The sequence below is a fragment of the Microbulbifer maximicatervae (SeqCode) genome (assembly GCF_052467815.1).
Map to the genome: position 1 here is coordinate 4,765,555 of NZ_CP174326.1, position 14,656 is coordinate 4,780,210.

The following is a 14,656-nucleotide window of genomic DNA, read 5'->3' on the forward strand; positions in this document are numbered from 1 at the left end:
AGAACAGACTTCAAGCTAAGACCTGAGCCCACATAAAATATCATGCGCCATTTATAAACCTATATTTATAATGGACACTAAATCTGCACCTTTAATTTATATATATTATTAACAAACCAAAAACAAACTGGTTAAACCCTATAAAATACCACTTGGCATCACCTATCAATTACCAGTCGAAAGAAAACTTTAGAGTAGATAATAGACTCATTATCTTGGGAGCCCCCCCATGAAGAAGCCAAGCCTAACGCTATTTTTAACCCTGCTACCAACCTTTGGATTACCTTTAGCCTCAAACAGTTTTGCTGTGAGCTGTGGTGACACGATTACTACCCAGGAATCCCTCACAGAAGACCTCTCCTGCGAAACCAATCCAGCCCTCACAATTGACGGCCCCGGTGGCGGGCTGAACTTAAATGGGTTTACTGTTACCTGTATAGAACCATTACATGAGGGCATCTATCTAACAGGCCTAGCTGCAAGCCTGTTTAACGGCGTAATAGACAATTGCAATGACTCAATAGCACTTACGGAAGATGGTGTTCATTTTGTCAGTGATATTGAGATTAACAATCTTGTCGGCGTCGGCGTACGTATTGAAAGTAACAGTAATTTTGTTACCGGCATCGTGATACCTTTTAATGGTACGCAATATGCAATAGGCATAGAAACAGCTAATCCCGCAAGCCTCAATCAGATCACTGGAAATTTTCTAGAGTTCCCGGGATTTTCAGGAATATATATAGAGGGGCGAAGCAATACAGTCACCGGAAATGAAATTCTTAACCCTGGTGATTTTGGCATAGCTCTTGATTCTGATGGAGGGAGCAACTTAATCCTACTTAACACTATAATCAGTGACAGTAAAGCGAGAATACTCAACACTCTCAATGGCGATGGAGATGTGGGAATATCTGTAAGTTCAGATTCAAATCTCATATCCCAAAACAGTATATCGAACAGCACCACTGGAATCAGAATCAATAACAGTGACAGCAATACAGTAAGCAGCAATGAAGCTGACAATAACATTGACTATGGCATAGTGATCGAGGGAACTAGCGCAGAATTCAATAACATTTTATCTAATACAGCCAATGACAATGGTATATTCGACCTTTACTCCCCTGATGATCCGAACTGCACATCTTCGAACAACTGGATTGGCAACATCTCTACAACCAACGATCCCAACTGTCTGGACTAAATATTCACTCGATTACATTCACACTCCCTAATTTACAAGCAATAGCTGAGTAGTATATCGCTGGCTAACAAATAGCATAAATAACCAGGGAGCCTCTGAATAGCTCCGTGATGCCTCTGGCATACAGAGCGGTTCACAATCAAGGCGTTGTTGCGTAGGGATGTCTAGACCTTCCAAGAAGTCGCAACGCGAAGTGTGAACCGCTTTGCATGTCAAGAGATAAAACCTTCAGCCATCCTGTCTGTCTACACCTAAGAAACCCCAACAATAAATAGCGCTCTAAAACAGACAAACAGCCCACTTAAAGGCGTAATAATAGATTCATATTAGAAATAGCCCTTAAGCCCTCCTCTATCATTTAAATTAAGTATTATTAAAAATCATTAAAACAACTAAATATTGCAGGGGGAACACTGATATATCCTCACGAAATTCACCCAGACTAAAAAACTGCCTATCTAAGGTATCCGCAATAATTACTGACATGGTACAAACCCTATGAAAAAACTAACAATAGCCCTTTGTTACATCCTTTTAACAACCGCCGCAATATCAACCTCTATTAATAGCTATGCCGTTACCTGTGGAGGCAGTATCACTACAGCGGAGACGCTAACTGAAGATTTAAATTGCACTACAAATGTTGCATTCAGCATTGTGGGTCCATCAGGCAGCCTTAATATGAATGGCTTTACCGTTACATGTCCTCTCACAGCAAATAATGGTATAGTTCTTGGTGGTTTTTTTGCGAGAATATCCTCAGGGACTGTCGAAAACTGTAATAATAGCATTATATTAACAGGAGACGGCTCCCACCAGGTTGTAGACGTTGATATTGTTAACCCTACCTCTACTGCATTATTTGTTATAAGCGATCACAACTTTATCTCCGGTGTTCAGATACAGTCGAACGTCCCCGACTCTAACTTTGGTATACGAATTGAAGACAATGATTTCAACCAGGTTTTCGGAAATACTGTTGATGGTATGGATAACGTTGGCGTGCAAATAGAGGGGTCTTCAAATAGTGTTTCTGGCAATATAATCACCAACACCTCTGACACTAATGGCTCTGGTGTTGGTATATCTATTGAACCCCCTGGCAGCTCCAACATAGTTACATCAAACATTATCGATCAGAGTGCAGGTGAAGGCATATTAACATTTGAATCAGATTCAAACCTTATATCTCAAAATGTAGTAACAAACAGTCTAACCGGCATCGCAATTGATAATGCAGATAGCAATACAGTCACTATAAATAGCGTTAGCGATAATACGGATTATGGAATATCTATTGAGGATGCAAATGCTAGTGGCAATAACATTTTATCTAACTCATCGCTAAACAATGGGATTTTTGACCTTTACTCCCCCGATGATCCAAGCTGCACCGCCAATACTTGGTTAGGTAATACTTTTGTTACCAGCGACCCTTCATGCCTGAATTAAGCGAAAAGATTACTCAATCGAAGGTTTAGTTTGAAGACGATAATAAAGCTCCATATCGTCTTCTTACATAATTACCAACGCAACTTTAGGATTTACATTGAATTGGAATGCTACGCCTTTATCACCAGCATCACTATTTATTTATCAGTTTTTTAACAAAAATAAGTAAAACCTCCCATTAAACTAATGTCCCACTAAATCAGCACTTACCTCTCATAGCGCCTATCTAGGCCATCTATCAAACTCATACTTGTATCAACCCCATTCACAAGGAGTACGTGCCAGATTGTCGGCCAAGTTCCGACGATTAGGCTAGTGAACGGTGATTGATACGACCTCAACCTTGAAAATGCAATGGAAAACGACATTGGTCGTACAGTCTCATCACTAAAGGAGTTTATGATGAAGAATATTGCACCTCTAGCCGCCAGTATTGCCCTGGCAATCATTAGCCAGGGCGCTATCGCCGACACCAATACTGCAACGGTTTACCAAGAAGGTCTTGGGAACACTGCAACAGCTGATCAAAGTGATCCAACCGCCACAAACAATACCATCGATCAAACTCAGATCGGTGATAACAACACCAGCTATGCGGAGCAATCCGCTAACAGTGATGGTGGCACGATTATTCATAATCAAACTGGCGATATGAATACAGCCGAGTCCTATCAGGATAACTCTGTAGGCGCCTATATCGAAATCAATCAGGGAGACAACAATCAATACGTCTTCACTCTCCAGTCATTTGTTGACGGTAGCACCATGTCCATTACCCAAGATGGGGATGGCCACAGTGCAACCTTAACTCAAACCAATAGTACCGATGATGTTATTGTGGTGACTCAAGCTGGGGTAAACCAAACCGCATTTGTTACCCAAACACTGACGTCAAATAGTGAAGTCTATGTAGATCAGCTCGGCGACTCCAACCTGGCGACCCACAATCAAGTCAATGGAGACTCCAACTACTCCTCCTCATATCAGGACGGTACTACCAATACCCTTAATGTGATTCAAACCAACGATGATCACGAGAGCAACCTCTGGCAAATTGGCGACAACAATGTGGCCATTCATAGCCAGACGGGTTCTGATCACTACGCACTGACCGAGCAGCTTGGGACTTCCAACTTTGCCAATATTACGGCAACAGGTATTGGTTCTTCCGCTCAAACTTACCAAAATGGTGTGGGTAACGCCCAGACAACAACACAAATTGGCGATGCGCAATCCGCTATTGCCAATCAAACCGGGAACGCAAATATAGGTGTGATTTTACAGTAGCGAATCACCTGCACAATGCTGCCCACTTGTGGGCAGCATCCCGGACTTTATAAAACCCAAACTATACTGAGTCGATATATATCCAAAATATCAGATGACACGCTCACATATACATCCACCATGCCACCAACAAATAAGTTGAAGGCAATGGCTCCTGCTAACTCACTTCAATAGAATGAGGTTCACCTGTGAACAAACCAACTTTTTACTCTCTACTCTTTGCATTTTGCTACCTTTTTTACCTGACCCCGCCCGCTCTCGCACAATCAAACAACTTACAGGAAAATAAAAAGCTTGCCATGCAGGCTGTTGATATCTGGCTGAGTGGAAGTAAAGTTGACCCCAATAAAGTCTTTTCTCCTGACTATATAAACAACCTGGACTCTTCAACATCGGATAGTGCAGGCCCACAGAAACGTAACCTCAAACAGCTTGAAGAAGAAGCAGCAAAGTTCCATACAGCATTCAAAGATGTCAAAGCAATCAACAACAGGCAAGTTGCGGAAGGAGATTTAGTAGCAACTCATATTACAATCAGAGCCAAACATGTCGGTTCATTTATGGGGGAAAATCCAACAAAGAAAACTATCACTTGGGATGCGGTAGAATTTAGCAAGATCCAGAATGGAAAAATAGTCGAAGCCTGGGTCACTTGGGACAAATATGGATTCCTGAAACAGCTTGGCGCACTGGAATAATCTATCACGAAAAAAGGGAATCCTTAATATGGATTAGTTCAGACCAAATCTATCGATATTATTGACCGGTATCTCTTATGAGTTCAGAAGCTCCATCTCGAGAACTTGGCCCCCAAGAGGCTTTGTTTATTGAGATGACACGGCTTTCCTACGGTGGCTTGCAATTTGTTTCTTTCATAAAGGTTTGCAAACCGTTAAGTGTTGACATTTTACGTAAGGGATTAGAATACCTGCACCAGCGCCATCCCCTTCTACGTGCCCGCATCCAAAGAGGGGAAAAACTTCACTGGGTTTGCGATGTTGACTTCAATGATATCCCATTAAAGACATGCCAGGTTAGTGGTGCTCTCAACTTAGAGGATGAGTTTAAAAACCATGGCACAAACTGTCTGGATAGTGAGAAATATGTATATAGCCTTAAGCTATATCTTGATAAAGAAGGGTTCGTAAAGTGGATTTCAGTCATCAATAATCATGCGGCATTTGATGGCAGATCAGTAATGACCATATTTTCAGATTTGGACAAATTTCTACGCTCAAGCATAGATCCAGAGGAAACTAAATCACTAGCGTTGCAAAAGAGTATTGCGAGCCAACTTAAATCAGCTGGCTACTTTGGAGAAAAAGAAATTGAGCACAAGAATATGAGGGGTTTTTGCTGGCCAGTAGAGAAACAGGCTGCACCAAAAGAACGTAGAGCTTGCGCCGTCTCATACCTGATGCCCCCAGAGAAAATTCACAAACTAGCCAGGTGGGGCAAAGACAAGGGAATTAAAATCACAGCAATTTATTGTGCCATTGCATCGATTGCAGCAAGAGCTATACCTGTCGACAAAAACCTAACAGAAGTTATCCTAGCTATGGATGCCAGAGGATTATGCTCGCCAAGCATTCCTATAGGTCACATTGGAGCATTTTCAGAGACCACCAGCTTAGACTTACCAAAAAATATTGAGTCTGCCGATGTTATTGACGTGGCCAGGAAGCTTCAAGAACAGATTTTTTCAGTGCTCCTCAAGCAAAGTCCGATGACAAAAAATCTAAGCTCAGACTATAAAATGGATGATATCACCCGTATGGCATCAGTAATAACGAATCAGCAAAAGTCTTTTCCTGCAGGAATTATCGTTTCCAATGTGGGTAGCATGCGCTTATTGGCGGATGAAATGCAGTATTTCGAGATACAAAAACCTATGATTACCCTAACCAACGGTATAAATCCTCTTATGGCCGTTACCTACACCACCTATCGCAACGCTGTTTTCGTTTTTGGCTATTGTGAACCATTGATTAGCAGGCATAGTATTGACTTATTTGTTGATGAGTACATGCGTATTCTCAACAACCTTATTTCCAGCAAATAAGCCCATCAACCTTTCACAAAACTTAGCCGCAGATTTAGCTCGAGGATGCAAATAAAAACGCCTGATATTGACTCAAAAACACCCGCCCCGACAACTTACTTAAAAAGTGACTTGCCTCCAACCTATCTTTAACCGGACCTTTAACTTCAGACAAATGAAGAGTTATACCTTTATCCGTCAGATTAACATTGATCGCCTGTAACACTTCCAGGGCACTCCAGTCAATCTCATTAACTGCACTACACATTAATATCACATGCTTGATTGCTTTTCTCTGCTCCACACTAGAATAAATACGTTCTTCCAGGATTCTAATATTGGAGAACATCAATCGGCCATCAACCCTGAAGGTGAGCACCTCTGGAACAGTCGTCACAGTATAACGATCAATGTTGCGAAAGTGTTCAGTGCCTTCCACCAAGCCTACTTCAGCAATATGAGGTCTCGACGCACGATAAATGAATAAAAGGAGTGATGCCCCCACTCCACAGACCACGCCAACCTCCACACCCAGGAGCAGAGTAACTGCAATTGTTAATGACACAGACATAAAGTCTGCTTTAGAGAAATGCCAAGTCTTTCGAAGAATAGAAACATCTACCAATGCTAAGACGGAAAAAATAATTGTGGCCGCAAGAGTTACCTTTGGAAGAAAATATAGCGGTAAAGTAAGAAAAAGGGCCGTACAACCAATACCAAAGGCGGTAAATAGGCTGGCAAACTGTGTCTGCGCTCCAGCTGCATCATTAACTACAGACCGAGAAAAGCCACCACTAACTGGAAACCCACCAGAGAAACCCGCCCCCACATTTGCTAACCCTAAAGCTACCAATTCTTGATTCGCATCAATTCTCTGCCGGCGCCTTGTAGCTAAAGTCTTGGCCACGGATACGGATTCAACATAGCCAATAATGGCAATCATTAGCGCAGGCACCGCTAGAGATTCAAGAAGGGAAAGAGAAAGGTTCGGTCTGGTAAATGAGGGGAGGCCTGACGGCACACTACCAATTAGTGCTACTCCCCAAGCTTGGAAGTCAAAAGTATATGAGACGTAAATAGTCACCAATACAGACACCGCAGGAGCTGCTTTAGTTAAAAGATCGGCAGTTCTAGATGCTACCCCTAGCTTCTGTAAAAGCTGCACAGCACAAGCTTTTGTTAGATATAGAAATAGCACCACCCCCAGTCCGACCAACAAAGTCAGTTGATTATAGTTAGCCAAATTCTCGGCCAAGTTCGGTAGCAACTCCAGTAGTGTGTCTCCATTTGCTGACACGCCCAACAATTGAGCAACCTGGCTAAGTGCAATTAATAAGGCAGACGCAGTTATAAATCCTGAAATTACCGGGAGGGATAGAAAATCAGCCAGAAAGCCCAACCTAAATATCCCTAGCACCGCAAGTATCACGCCTGACAGCAACGTCAACACGGCAGCAGCGGTGAGATAATCTACCTGACCACTGGCTGTTACCTCACCCAAGGCAGCCGCACTCATCAAGGAGATTACTGCTACAGGCCCTACAGATAGGGTTCTGCTGCTACCAAAAACGCCATAGATCACCAGCGGAACCATACTTGCGTAGAGCCCTACTTCAGCTGGCAGCCCGGCCAGCAGAGCATAAGCAAGCGATTGCGGGATCAGAAGCACGGTGACAACAAGAGCCGCCAGTAAATCCTGAATCAGTAACTGTCGATTATAGAATTGAATAGTAGCCAGAATGGGAAACCATCTGGTGAGATGCTGCATCGCCATGATCTGTTTTCCGCTCTGGCCTTACGGCCTGAGTTCTATCGCCTTAAAAGAAGGGTTTGAATTGCAGCACCGAAAGTGCTGCACTTTAGAGCTAGGGTTCAATCGATATCAGCACAGCGCCAATATCAAATCCTGCGGCCTGGGCCTGGAAATTGAGCTGCTTTTTATCTGCCCCCATCAGGATCTTGGCACCGGCCCATACCTGGCTGGAACGATTTCCCGTCCGGCAAAACGCGTGCACTTTGTCTCCTTCCTGCAAAACATCACGAAATGCCTCGCAGTGATTTCGCATCATACGTCCGCGAGTAAAAGGTATAGCCACAAATTTAATGCCCACCGCTAATGCGGCCTGCTCCATTTCCACATAGGAAGGGTGAGTCTCACTCTCACCTTCCGGGCAATTGCATACTACAACTTGCACCCCACTCTGAGCCAATGGCACCATGCTTTCACAGGCTATATGCTCAGAAACGCTCACCTGTTCATCTAATTGTTTAATATTCATTGTCACCTCAGTTCTATGCATTCAACTGAATAAATATATCGATCAGTAATTTCGTCTAAAGCTGATTAAGCGGCACTTTCAAATAAACCATGCCATTCGATTCTGCCGGGGGCATTTGCCCCGCACGAATATTCACCTGCACAGACGGTACTATCAGCCGCGGCACAGATAAAGTGGCATCGCGCTTGCGGCGCACCGCGACAAAATCTTCCTCGGCAACCCCATCGCGCAAATGAATATTCTCCCTGCGTTGCTCTCCCACGCTGGTCTCACACTGATACCCCCGCTTACCTTTAGGCGGGTAGTCGTGACACATAAACATGCGAGTTTGATCGGGAAAGGACAAGATCTTACGCACTGAGCGATACAGCTCTGACGCATCGCCACCGGGAAAGTCACATCGCGCACTGCCAACATCCGGCATAAATAAGGTATCGCCAACAAAAAGCGCATCGCCGATTAGCCAGGCCATATCTGCAGGGGTGTGGCCGGGACTGTAAATCACTTTCGCTGTCAGCTTACCGACCTGGAAAGTTTCACCATCCTTAAAGAGATGATCAAACTGACTACCATCTGCCAGGAATTCCCGCTCAAGGTTAAATACATCGCGGAAGATTTTCTGCACCTGGCAAATGTGTTCACCGATCCCGATACGCCCACCCAATTGCTGGCGTAAAAACGGTGCCGCTGATAAGTGGTCAGCATGGGCATGAGTCTCCAGTATCCACTCCAGAGTCAGGTCTTTCTCTTGAATAAATGACACCAGCTCCTCAGCACCTCGGCTACTGGTGCGACCCGAGGCTGAATCAAAATTCAGCACAGAGTCCACAATAGCGGCGGAACCCCCTTCCCTGTCGTACACCACATAGCTCCAGGTTTCTGTATCCCGATCCAGGAACGGCTGTACCCGGGCACAGTGTTCTTCATGAGCCATCTTCTGCTCTCCCGTATTCACTACACCAACAATATACAATGTGATATTATATAAAACAATATATTGTAATTGTGTAAATTGATTTGGTTACTATGCCTGATACTGAACATCTCGATCTCAACAAAATGCGCGATTCCGCTGGCCAGGCGGCAGCGATGCTGCGCTCCCTGGCCAATCAGGACCGCTTGCTACTTCTATGTCAGCTCAGCCAGGAAGAGTTAAATGTAGGCGAATTGGAAGAGCGCCTGGGTATTCATCAACCAAGCCTGTCCCAACAACTGGGGGTCCTCCGTCGCGAAGGCCTGGTCGAAACACGCCGCGAGGGAAAAAACGTCTTCTACCGGGTTGCAGACCCGCGAGTACTCGCCCTGCTGCAAACCCTTTACCAGCTCTACTGTGCGGAGTAATCCCATGACCATCGATTGGACCGCTTTCACCCCGGGCACTGCACTCGCCGGGGGGCTGCTGATTGGCCTCGCCAGTGCCGCTTTACTCGCCTTTAACGGTCGTATCGCAGGTATCTCCGGCATCATTGGCGGACTGCTTGACCAAATCCAGGGCTCCCTGTGGCGCCTGGCCTTTATCGGGGGGCTATTGATAAGCCCTCTTGCCTGGAAAATCTTTGCAACAGTGCCCGACATTGATATCCAGGCAGGTTATCCCACCTTAATTGCAGCGGGATTACTGGTGGGCCTGGGCACGCGGATGGCTTCCGGTTGTACCAGTGGCCATGGTGTTTGCGGCTTGTCCCGACTCTCCACTCGCTCGCTAACCGCCACCCTGATATTTATGGCCGCGGGCTTCGCAACCGTATTTCTAATGCGACACCCCCTGATCGGCCAGCTGGGGCAATGATGATGAAAACCAATATCAGCGCACTTTTGGCCGGGCTCACTTTCGGCCTGGGGTTATTGCTCTCCGGTATGGCCAACCCAGAGAAAGTTCTGGGCTTCCTAGATTTAGCCGGCGCCTGGGACCCCTCTCTGGGACTGGTGATGTTTGGCGCTATCGCCGTGGGCCTGCCACTATTCCATTTCATCAGACGGCGGGGACAGTCTATCTGGAAGCAACCGCTTCACCTGCCGGCAAGTAACCAGGTTGATCGCCGATTGGTATTGGGCAGCCTTCTATTTGGCGCCGGCTGGGGACTGGCGGGGTTTTGCCCCGGACCGGCGATTGTCGCTACTGGGGCAGGACAACTTAAAGCGGTAATTTTTATGCTCGCCATGCTCACGGGTATGGGGATATTCCAACTCTTCGGAATCAAGCGCACTGCCGCAGTGGAGTAACTTGCGCCCAAGCACTACGGTGAGGCAGCCGCCGTCTATCTTGTTTGAGCAGTCCACACAATTGCGGCAGGAAGAGAGCGGAAACAAGTGTAAGGATGCGGCTACTCCACCTAATCCCTCCATGGCTTCGACGCTACCAGCCCAAGTGGCTGGTGGGAGATAGTGTTGCCGCCCTACTGGCCAGCATGATGCTGATCCCACAGGCCCTCGCCTATGCCGCACTTGCCGGCTTGCCCCCTTATCTAGGGCTCTACGCTGGGCTGCTCCCATTAGTAGGATACGCACTGTTTGGCTCCAGCTCAGTGCTGTCCGTCGGCCCGGTGGCCGTGCTCGCCCTGATGACCGCTTCAGCTCTCACCCCCATAGCCTCACCGGGAAGTCCCGAGTACATTTCCGGAGCCATATTATTAGCGCTCTTGAGTGGAGCAATCCTGCTATTAATGGGGTTTCTTGGCCTCGGCAGCCTCGCCAACCTCTTGAGTCTTCCGGTTGTTGACGGTTTTGTCTCCGGCGCCGCCTTATTGATTATTGCCGGGCAGATTGCCCCTTTACTGGGAATATCAAGCAATGGCGATACGGTTCTCGAGATATTGATCAGCACCTTTAACCACCTGCCCGAAACCGATCGGGAAGCGGCCCTGCTGGGGCTCATTGCACTGGCCAGCTTAATTGCCGCCCGTCTAGGTTTGCCCTTCCTGCTCAGGAAAATCGGGGTCGGCCCGGCACGATCCAAATTGCTTTCGCGGTTGGCGCCCATGCTTATCGTGGTGATTGCCATTGTGCTTACCGCTATTTTTCACTGGGAGAAGGAATTACCCGTTGTGGGAGTTATTCCCGCTGGCCTACCGCACCTAAGTATCCCCTCTATTAACCCGGGGCTGATTTACAAACTGCTTTTGCCCGCCCTGATTATTGCCCTGCTCGGTTTTGTCGAGAGCTTATCTATTGCTCATTCTATCGCCCAGCGGCGCGGCGAGAAGCTCAACACTAATGCGGAACTGCGGGGGCTGGGCGCCTCCAACCTACTCAGCGCATTTTCGGGAGGGTTTGCAGTAACCGGCAGCTTTGCACGGACAGCCGTTAACGATGAGAGCGGGGCAAAAACCCCTCTCAGCGGCGTGATAGCCGCAGTGCTAATCGCCCTGCTACTTATGTATGCCACCAAAGTCTTTACCGAACTGCCAATCTGCGTGCTAGCTGCCACCATCATTGTTGCAGCCGCAAACCTGATCAACTTCCAGGGTATGGCCCACCACTGGCGCTACGATCGCACCGATGGACTGGCTATGGCCGGCACATTTCTCGGGGTAGTGTTTTTTGGCGTGGAGACCGGGATTGCCCTGGGCGTCGGGCTCTCATTCGCCACATTGATCTGGCGAGCCAGCCGGCCACATATCGCTGTCGTGGGGCGTGTACCGGGTACCGAGCAATTCCGCAATGTGCTTCGCTATACAGTGAAAACCGACTCTGAAATTTTGTTCCTGCGTATTGATGAGAACCTGTTCTTTAGCAACATCAATGCGATCGAGGAACGTTTGTTTATAGAGATAAAGCGGCATCGCAATACCCGCCATATGGTGCTGATCTTATCGTCTGTTAACCGGATCGACAGCACAGCGATAGAGCGCCTGTTACAAGTAAACCGGGATCTACAGAGTCGGAATATCCAGCTGCATCTGGCTGAGGTAAAAGGGGCTGTACTGGATCGCCTGGGCCACTCCAAGTTACTGCAGGAATTGAGCGGCCGCGTGTTCCTCTCTCCCTACATCGCTGAGCTTGCCCTGCGCCATCATCAAATCTCCGATAGCGACAAACCATCCGAATAAGGTTGTGCGACTTGTAAGACAGCATCAAACACTGGCAAAATATCCAGTATTTGAGCAAAGAGCGCGATGGGCGGAAATAACCTTACCTCTGAACAACAGGCAATTGCAGATCACGCCGGTGGTCACGCCAAGATCATTGCCGTTGCCGGCTCCGGCAAAACTACTGCTCTGTTGCACTACATAAAGAACCGCCTTGATGCAGGTATCGCCCCCGAACGACTGCTGGTATTAATGTACAACCGCAGTGCTCGGGAGGACTTCGACCGCCGCTTACGGCAGCTGGCTGAAGGCTCGATACCAGCGGTACATACCTTTCACAGTGTTGGATATCGTTTATACCAACGCATGATCGCCAATGACCATATCGCTGCTGCCAACCTATCCCCCCTCCCCCAATCCACAATCCAATTACAAATCTGGAAGGCCATTGAAGAGTGCGCGCCCACTCACGAACTCGAAGAGATTAGAGCACGGAAGCAATCTGAGATTGAGGCCGCTGAATTTTTTATCGACTACACCAAAACGATTTTGTCGGGAGATCTCAGCGCATTTCAGGAACTGAAACTCGGCGATGAATACATGTATTTTCTGCAGGTGTTTCGCACTTTTGAAGCTTGGCGCCGCAGCCAAAATGCGGTTACCTACGCCGATCTGATTTATGACCCAGCCATGCTGCTCAGCATGGATGAGGAAATGGCCGAGGAGTACGGCAGCTATTACGAAGATATCCTGGTGGACGAATACCAGGATATCAATGAGATACAGCACTTTTTACTGCGAGTTCTCTACGGAAAATCTGGCAACGTCATTGCGATTGGCGACCCAGACCAAACAATTTACGAATGGCGAGGCTCCAAACCGGATTTCCTGCTCACATTTTTCGATGGGGATTTTCCCCCTTCGAATATTTATCACCTGAGCCGCACTTTCCGTTACGGCCACCAGCTATCCTTGGCCGCCAACCACTTTATTGAGAACAATCGTGATCGCGCCGATATATTCTGTGTTTCAGCCAATGAAGATCAGCAAACAGAAATCGAGTTGGTAAAAACCGATAAGGAGGGGCGCTGGCTTGTAGAGCACCTGCGCCGATGTCAAAAGCAAGATCAACCACTCAGGGATGTCGCCGTATTGGTGCGGCTGTGGTCTATCGCCGCTCCTATTGAACTGGCACTGCTGGCCAATAATATTCCCTACCGTTCAGCAAGCCGCAACACCGTCCTTTCGCGCCGGGAGCTGCGCCCCTTATTTTGGAGTTTAAATATTGCCTCCGGTCGATTCGCCGAACTTCCACCCAAGCGTCGCCAGCAGGGACTTTACGAATGGCTGACCTCTCCCCATGTGCGTATTCCGCGCAAAGTCCTGGAGCCCATCTGTTCCTCTCTGGCAGCGCTGGACAAAGGCTGGGGCAAGAAGCTGATTGCCCTGCTACCTGAAAACCTGAGTAAGCCCCAGACCAAACGCTTGCGCCAACGGGCAGACCTGCTTACCCAGATTGAGAGCTGGCGCGGTCACGCTGGAGAGCTACTACGTCGCCATATCGGTGAACTGGAACTTCTCAGCGGAATCGCTGACGACGCCTTCACCCGCCAACAAGGGGAGGAGAGGCAGCAAACCATCCTTGCTTTCTGCAAATACCTGGACACACTGAAGCAGCCGCCCGCTGAAGCCCTGGCACATTTACAAGAGCTTCAACGCCAACACCGGGAGGGTGAACAAACTGAAGCGGATGCTATACAAATAACGACTATGCACCAAGCTAAAGGTTTGGAGTGGGAACAAGTAATTATCCCCACCCTCACCCAGCACAATATGCCCTATCAGCCCCAACGGGACTTCAGCACACCCGCGTCACTGGAGAGCGAACGCCGCTTAATGTATGTGGCGATGACCCGAGCCAAGTCAAAACTCTTCTTATTGGCCCCTGCAGAAGACTCCAAAAAGAATGATCCAGAGGCTTCGCAGCCTTCATTATTTATTAATGAAATGCAGCTTCCTTTAAGTAAATTGATGGCAGACTCCTTAAAGGAGCGTCCAGAAAAAATCGACACTGATGTGCCGGTTTCACGCCAAGCGCTCCACTATTTAGAAGCTTGCGATTACAACCCCACTATCAGTGCACCCCGGGCACCCATGCGAAAACCCGAACCAGGAGAGGGACTGCGGCATCGAAAACTTGGCTATGGAAGGGTTTTAGGATGGGAGGACAAGCGTATCGAGGTTTTATTTAGCGATGGAAAAGCTCGACGATTTAATTGGGAGACTTTGTCACAATATCTGATGTAGCAATATCCAAGAACGTGTGTACCACAAAAAAATTATTCATTCGCTATTATCAGGT

Annotated in this window: 13 protein-coding genes; 10 read left to right on the forward strand and 3 right to left on the reverse strand. The window is 47.4% G+C overall.

Annotated elements, in window-relative coordinates:
• The first annotated feature begins 229 nt into the window (after positions 1–229).
• The 5 genes from ACJJIW_RS20530 (at position 230) to ACJJIW_RS20550 (ending at position 6,008) form a co-directional block, all read left to right on the forward strand.
• On the forward strand, positions 230–1,207 hold the full coding sequence (locus ACJJIW_RS20530; protein WP_444936217.1) for a right-handed parallel beta-helix repeat-containing protein: 978 nt from the start codon (positions 230–232) through the stop codon (positions 1,205–1,207).
• Between the two features lie 498 nt (positions 1,208–1,705).
• The gene (locus ACJJIW_RS20535) at positions 1,706–2,659 is read left to right on the forward strand and encodes a NosD domain-containing protein (RefSeq protein ID WP_444936218.1); all 954 of its coding nucleotides are present in this window, start codon (positions 1,706–1,708) and stop codon (positions 2,657–2,659) included.
• Positions 2,660–3,013: 354 nt separating this feature from the next.
• A complete protein-coding gene (locus ACJJIW_RS20540; RefSeq protein WP_444936219.1) occupies positions 3,014–3,946 on the forward strand; it encodes a hypothetical protein in 933 nt (310 codons plus the stop codon).
• Between the two features lie 188 nt (positions 3,947–4,134).
• Positions 4,135–4,644: an ester cyclase gene (locus tag ACJJIW_RS20545; protein WP_282932136.1), complete on the forward strand. Its 510-nt coding sequence runs from the start codon at positions 4,135–4,137 to the stop codon at positions 4,642–4,644.
• 77 nt (positions 4,645–4,721) lie between these two features.
• Complete coding sequence (locus tag ACJJIW_RS20550; RefSeq protein WP_444936220.1) at positions 4,722–6,008, forward strand: hypothetical protein; 1,287 nt, start codon at positions 4,722–4,724, stop codon at positions 6,006–6,008.
• Between the two features lie 34 nt (positions 6,009–6,042).
• Here the strand turns inward: ACJJIW_RS20550 and ACJJIW_RS20555 are convergent, their stop codons facing one another.
• The 3 genes from ACJJIW_RS20555 to ACJJIW_RS20565 all read right to left on the reverse strand — a co-directional run bounded on the left by ACJJIW_RS20555 (position 6,043) and on the right by ACJJIW_RS20565 (position 9,200).
• Complete coding sequence (locus tag ACJJIW_RS20555; RefSeq protein ID WP_444936221.1) at positions 6,043–7,761, reverse strand: SulP family inorganic anion transporter; 1,719 nt, start codon at positions 7,759–7,761, stop codon at positions 6,043–6,045.
• A 91-nt stretch (positions 7,762–7,852) separates the two neighbouring features.
• Positions 7,853–8,266: a protein tyrosine phosphatase family protein gene (locus tag ACJJIW_RS20560; protein ID WP_444936222.1), complete on the reverse strand. Its 414-nt coding sequence runs from the start codon at positions 8,264–8,266 to the stop codon at positions 7,853–7,855.
• Positions 8,267–8,321: 55 nt separating this feature from the next.
• Entirely contained in the window at positions 8,322–9,200 is an 879-nt protein-coding gene (locus ACJJIW_RS20565) for an MBL fold metallo-hydrolase (RefSeq protein ID WP_444936223.1), read from the reverse strand.
• A 92-nt stretch (positions 9,201–9,292) separates the two neighbouring features.
• Between ACJJIW_RS20565 and ACJJIW_RS20570 the strand changes: the two genes are divergently transcribed.
• The 5 genes from ACJJIW_RS20570 to ACJJIW_RS20590 all read left to right on the forward strand — a co-directional run bounded on the left by ACJJIW_RS20570 (position 9,293) and on the right by ACJJIW_RS20590 (position 14,601).
• Positions 9,293–9,607, forward strand: coding sequence for an ArsR/SmtB family transcription factor (locus tag ACJJIW_RS20570; protein WP_282932131.1), 315 nt, complete (start codon positions 9,293–9,295; stop codon positions 9,605–9,607).
• 4 nt (positions 9,608–9,611) lie between these two features.
• On the forward strand, positions 9,612–10,055 hold the full coding sequence (locus ACJJIW_RS20575) for a YeeE/YedE family protein (protein ID WP_444936224.1): 444 nt from the start codon (positions 9,612–9,614) through the stop codon (positions 10,053–10,055).
• The gene (locus ACJJIW_RS20580; RefSeq protein WP_444911150.1) at positions 10,055–10,489 is read left to right on the forward strand and encodes a DUF6691 family protein; all 435 of its coding nucleotides are present in this window, start codon (positions 10,055–10,057) and stop codon (positions 10,487–10,489) included. The genes ACJJIW_RS20575 and ACJJIW_RS20580 overlap by 1 nt, the downstream gene beginning before the upstream one ends.
• A 95-nt stretch (positions 10,490–10,584) precedes the next feature.
• Complete coding sequence (locus tag ACJJIW_RS20585) at positions 10,585–12,315, forward strand: SulP family inorganic anion transporter (protein WP_444936225.1); 1,731 nt, start codon at positions 10,585–10,587, stop codon at positions 12,313–12,315.
• Between the two features lie 66 nt (positions 12,316–12,381).
• A complete protein-coding gene (locus ACJJIW_RS20590; RefSeq protein WP_444936226.1) occupies positions 12,382–14,601 on the forward strand; it encodes an ATP-dependent helicase in 2,220 nt (739 codons plus the stop codon).
• Positions 14,602–14,656 lie beyond the last annotated feature (55 nt).

What these genes read in the sequence shown, in the direction of transcription:
- ACJJIW_RS20565 (WP_444936223.1), bottom strand. Translation starts at nt 9,200, where the DNA reads ATGGCTCATGAAGAACACTGTGCCCGGGTACAGCCGTTCCTGGATCGG.
- ACJJIW_RS20555 (WP_444936221.1), bottom strand. Translation starts at nt 7,761, where the DNA reads ATGGCGATGCAGCATCTCACCAGATGGTTTCCCATTCTGGCTACTATT.
- ACJJIW_RS20575 (WP_444936224.1), top strand. Translation starts at nt 9,612, where the DNA reads ATGACCATCGATTGGACCGCTTTCACCCCGGGCACTGCACTCGCCGGG.
- ACJJIW_RS20535 (WP_444936218.1), top strand. Translation starts at nt 1,706, where the DNA reads ATGAAAAAACTAACAATAGCCCTTTGTTACATCCTTTTAACAACCGCC.
- ACJJIW_RS20540 (WP_444936219.1), top strand. Translation starts at nt 3,014, where the DNA reads ATGGAAAACGACATTGGTCGTACAGTCTCATCACTAAAGGAGTTTATG.
- ACJJIW_RS20590 (WP_444936226.1), top strand. Translation starts at nt 12,382, where the DNA reads ATGGGCGGAAATAACCTTACCTCTGAACAACAGGCAATTGCAGATCAC.
- ACJJIW_RS20530 (WP_444936217.1), top strand. Translation starts at nt 230, where the DNA reads ATGAAGAAGCCAAGCCTAACGCTATTTTTAACCCTGCTACCAACCTTT.
- ACJJIW_RS20550 (WP_444936220.1), top strand. Translation starts at nt 4,722, where the DNA reads ATGAGTTCAGAAGCTCCATCTCGAGAACTTGGCCCCCAAGAGGCTTTG.
- ACJJIW_RS20560 (WP_444936222.1), bottom strand. Translation starts at nt 8,266, where the DNA reads ATGAATATTAAACAATTAGATGAACAGGTGAGCGTTTCTGAGCATATA.
- ACJJIW_RS20585 (WP_444936225.1), top strand. Translation starts at nt 10,585, where the DNA reads ATGCGGCTACTCCACCTAATCCCTCCATGGCTTCGACGCTACCAGCCC.
- ACJJIW_RS20580 (WP_444911150.1), top strand. Translation starts at nt 10,055, where the DNA reads ATGATGAAAACCAATATCAGCGCACTTTTGGCCGGGCTCACTTTCGGC.
- ACJJIW_RS20570 (WP_282932131.1), top strand. Translation starts at nt 9,293, where the DNA reads ATGCCTGATACTGAACATCTCGATCTCAACAAAATGCGCGATTCCGCT.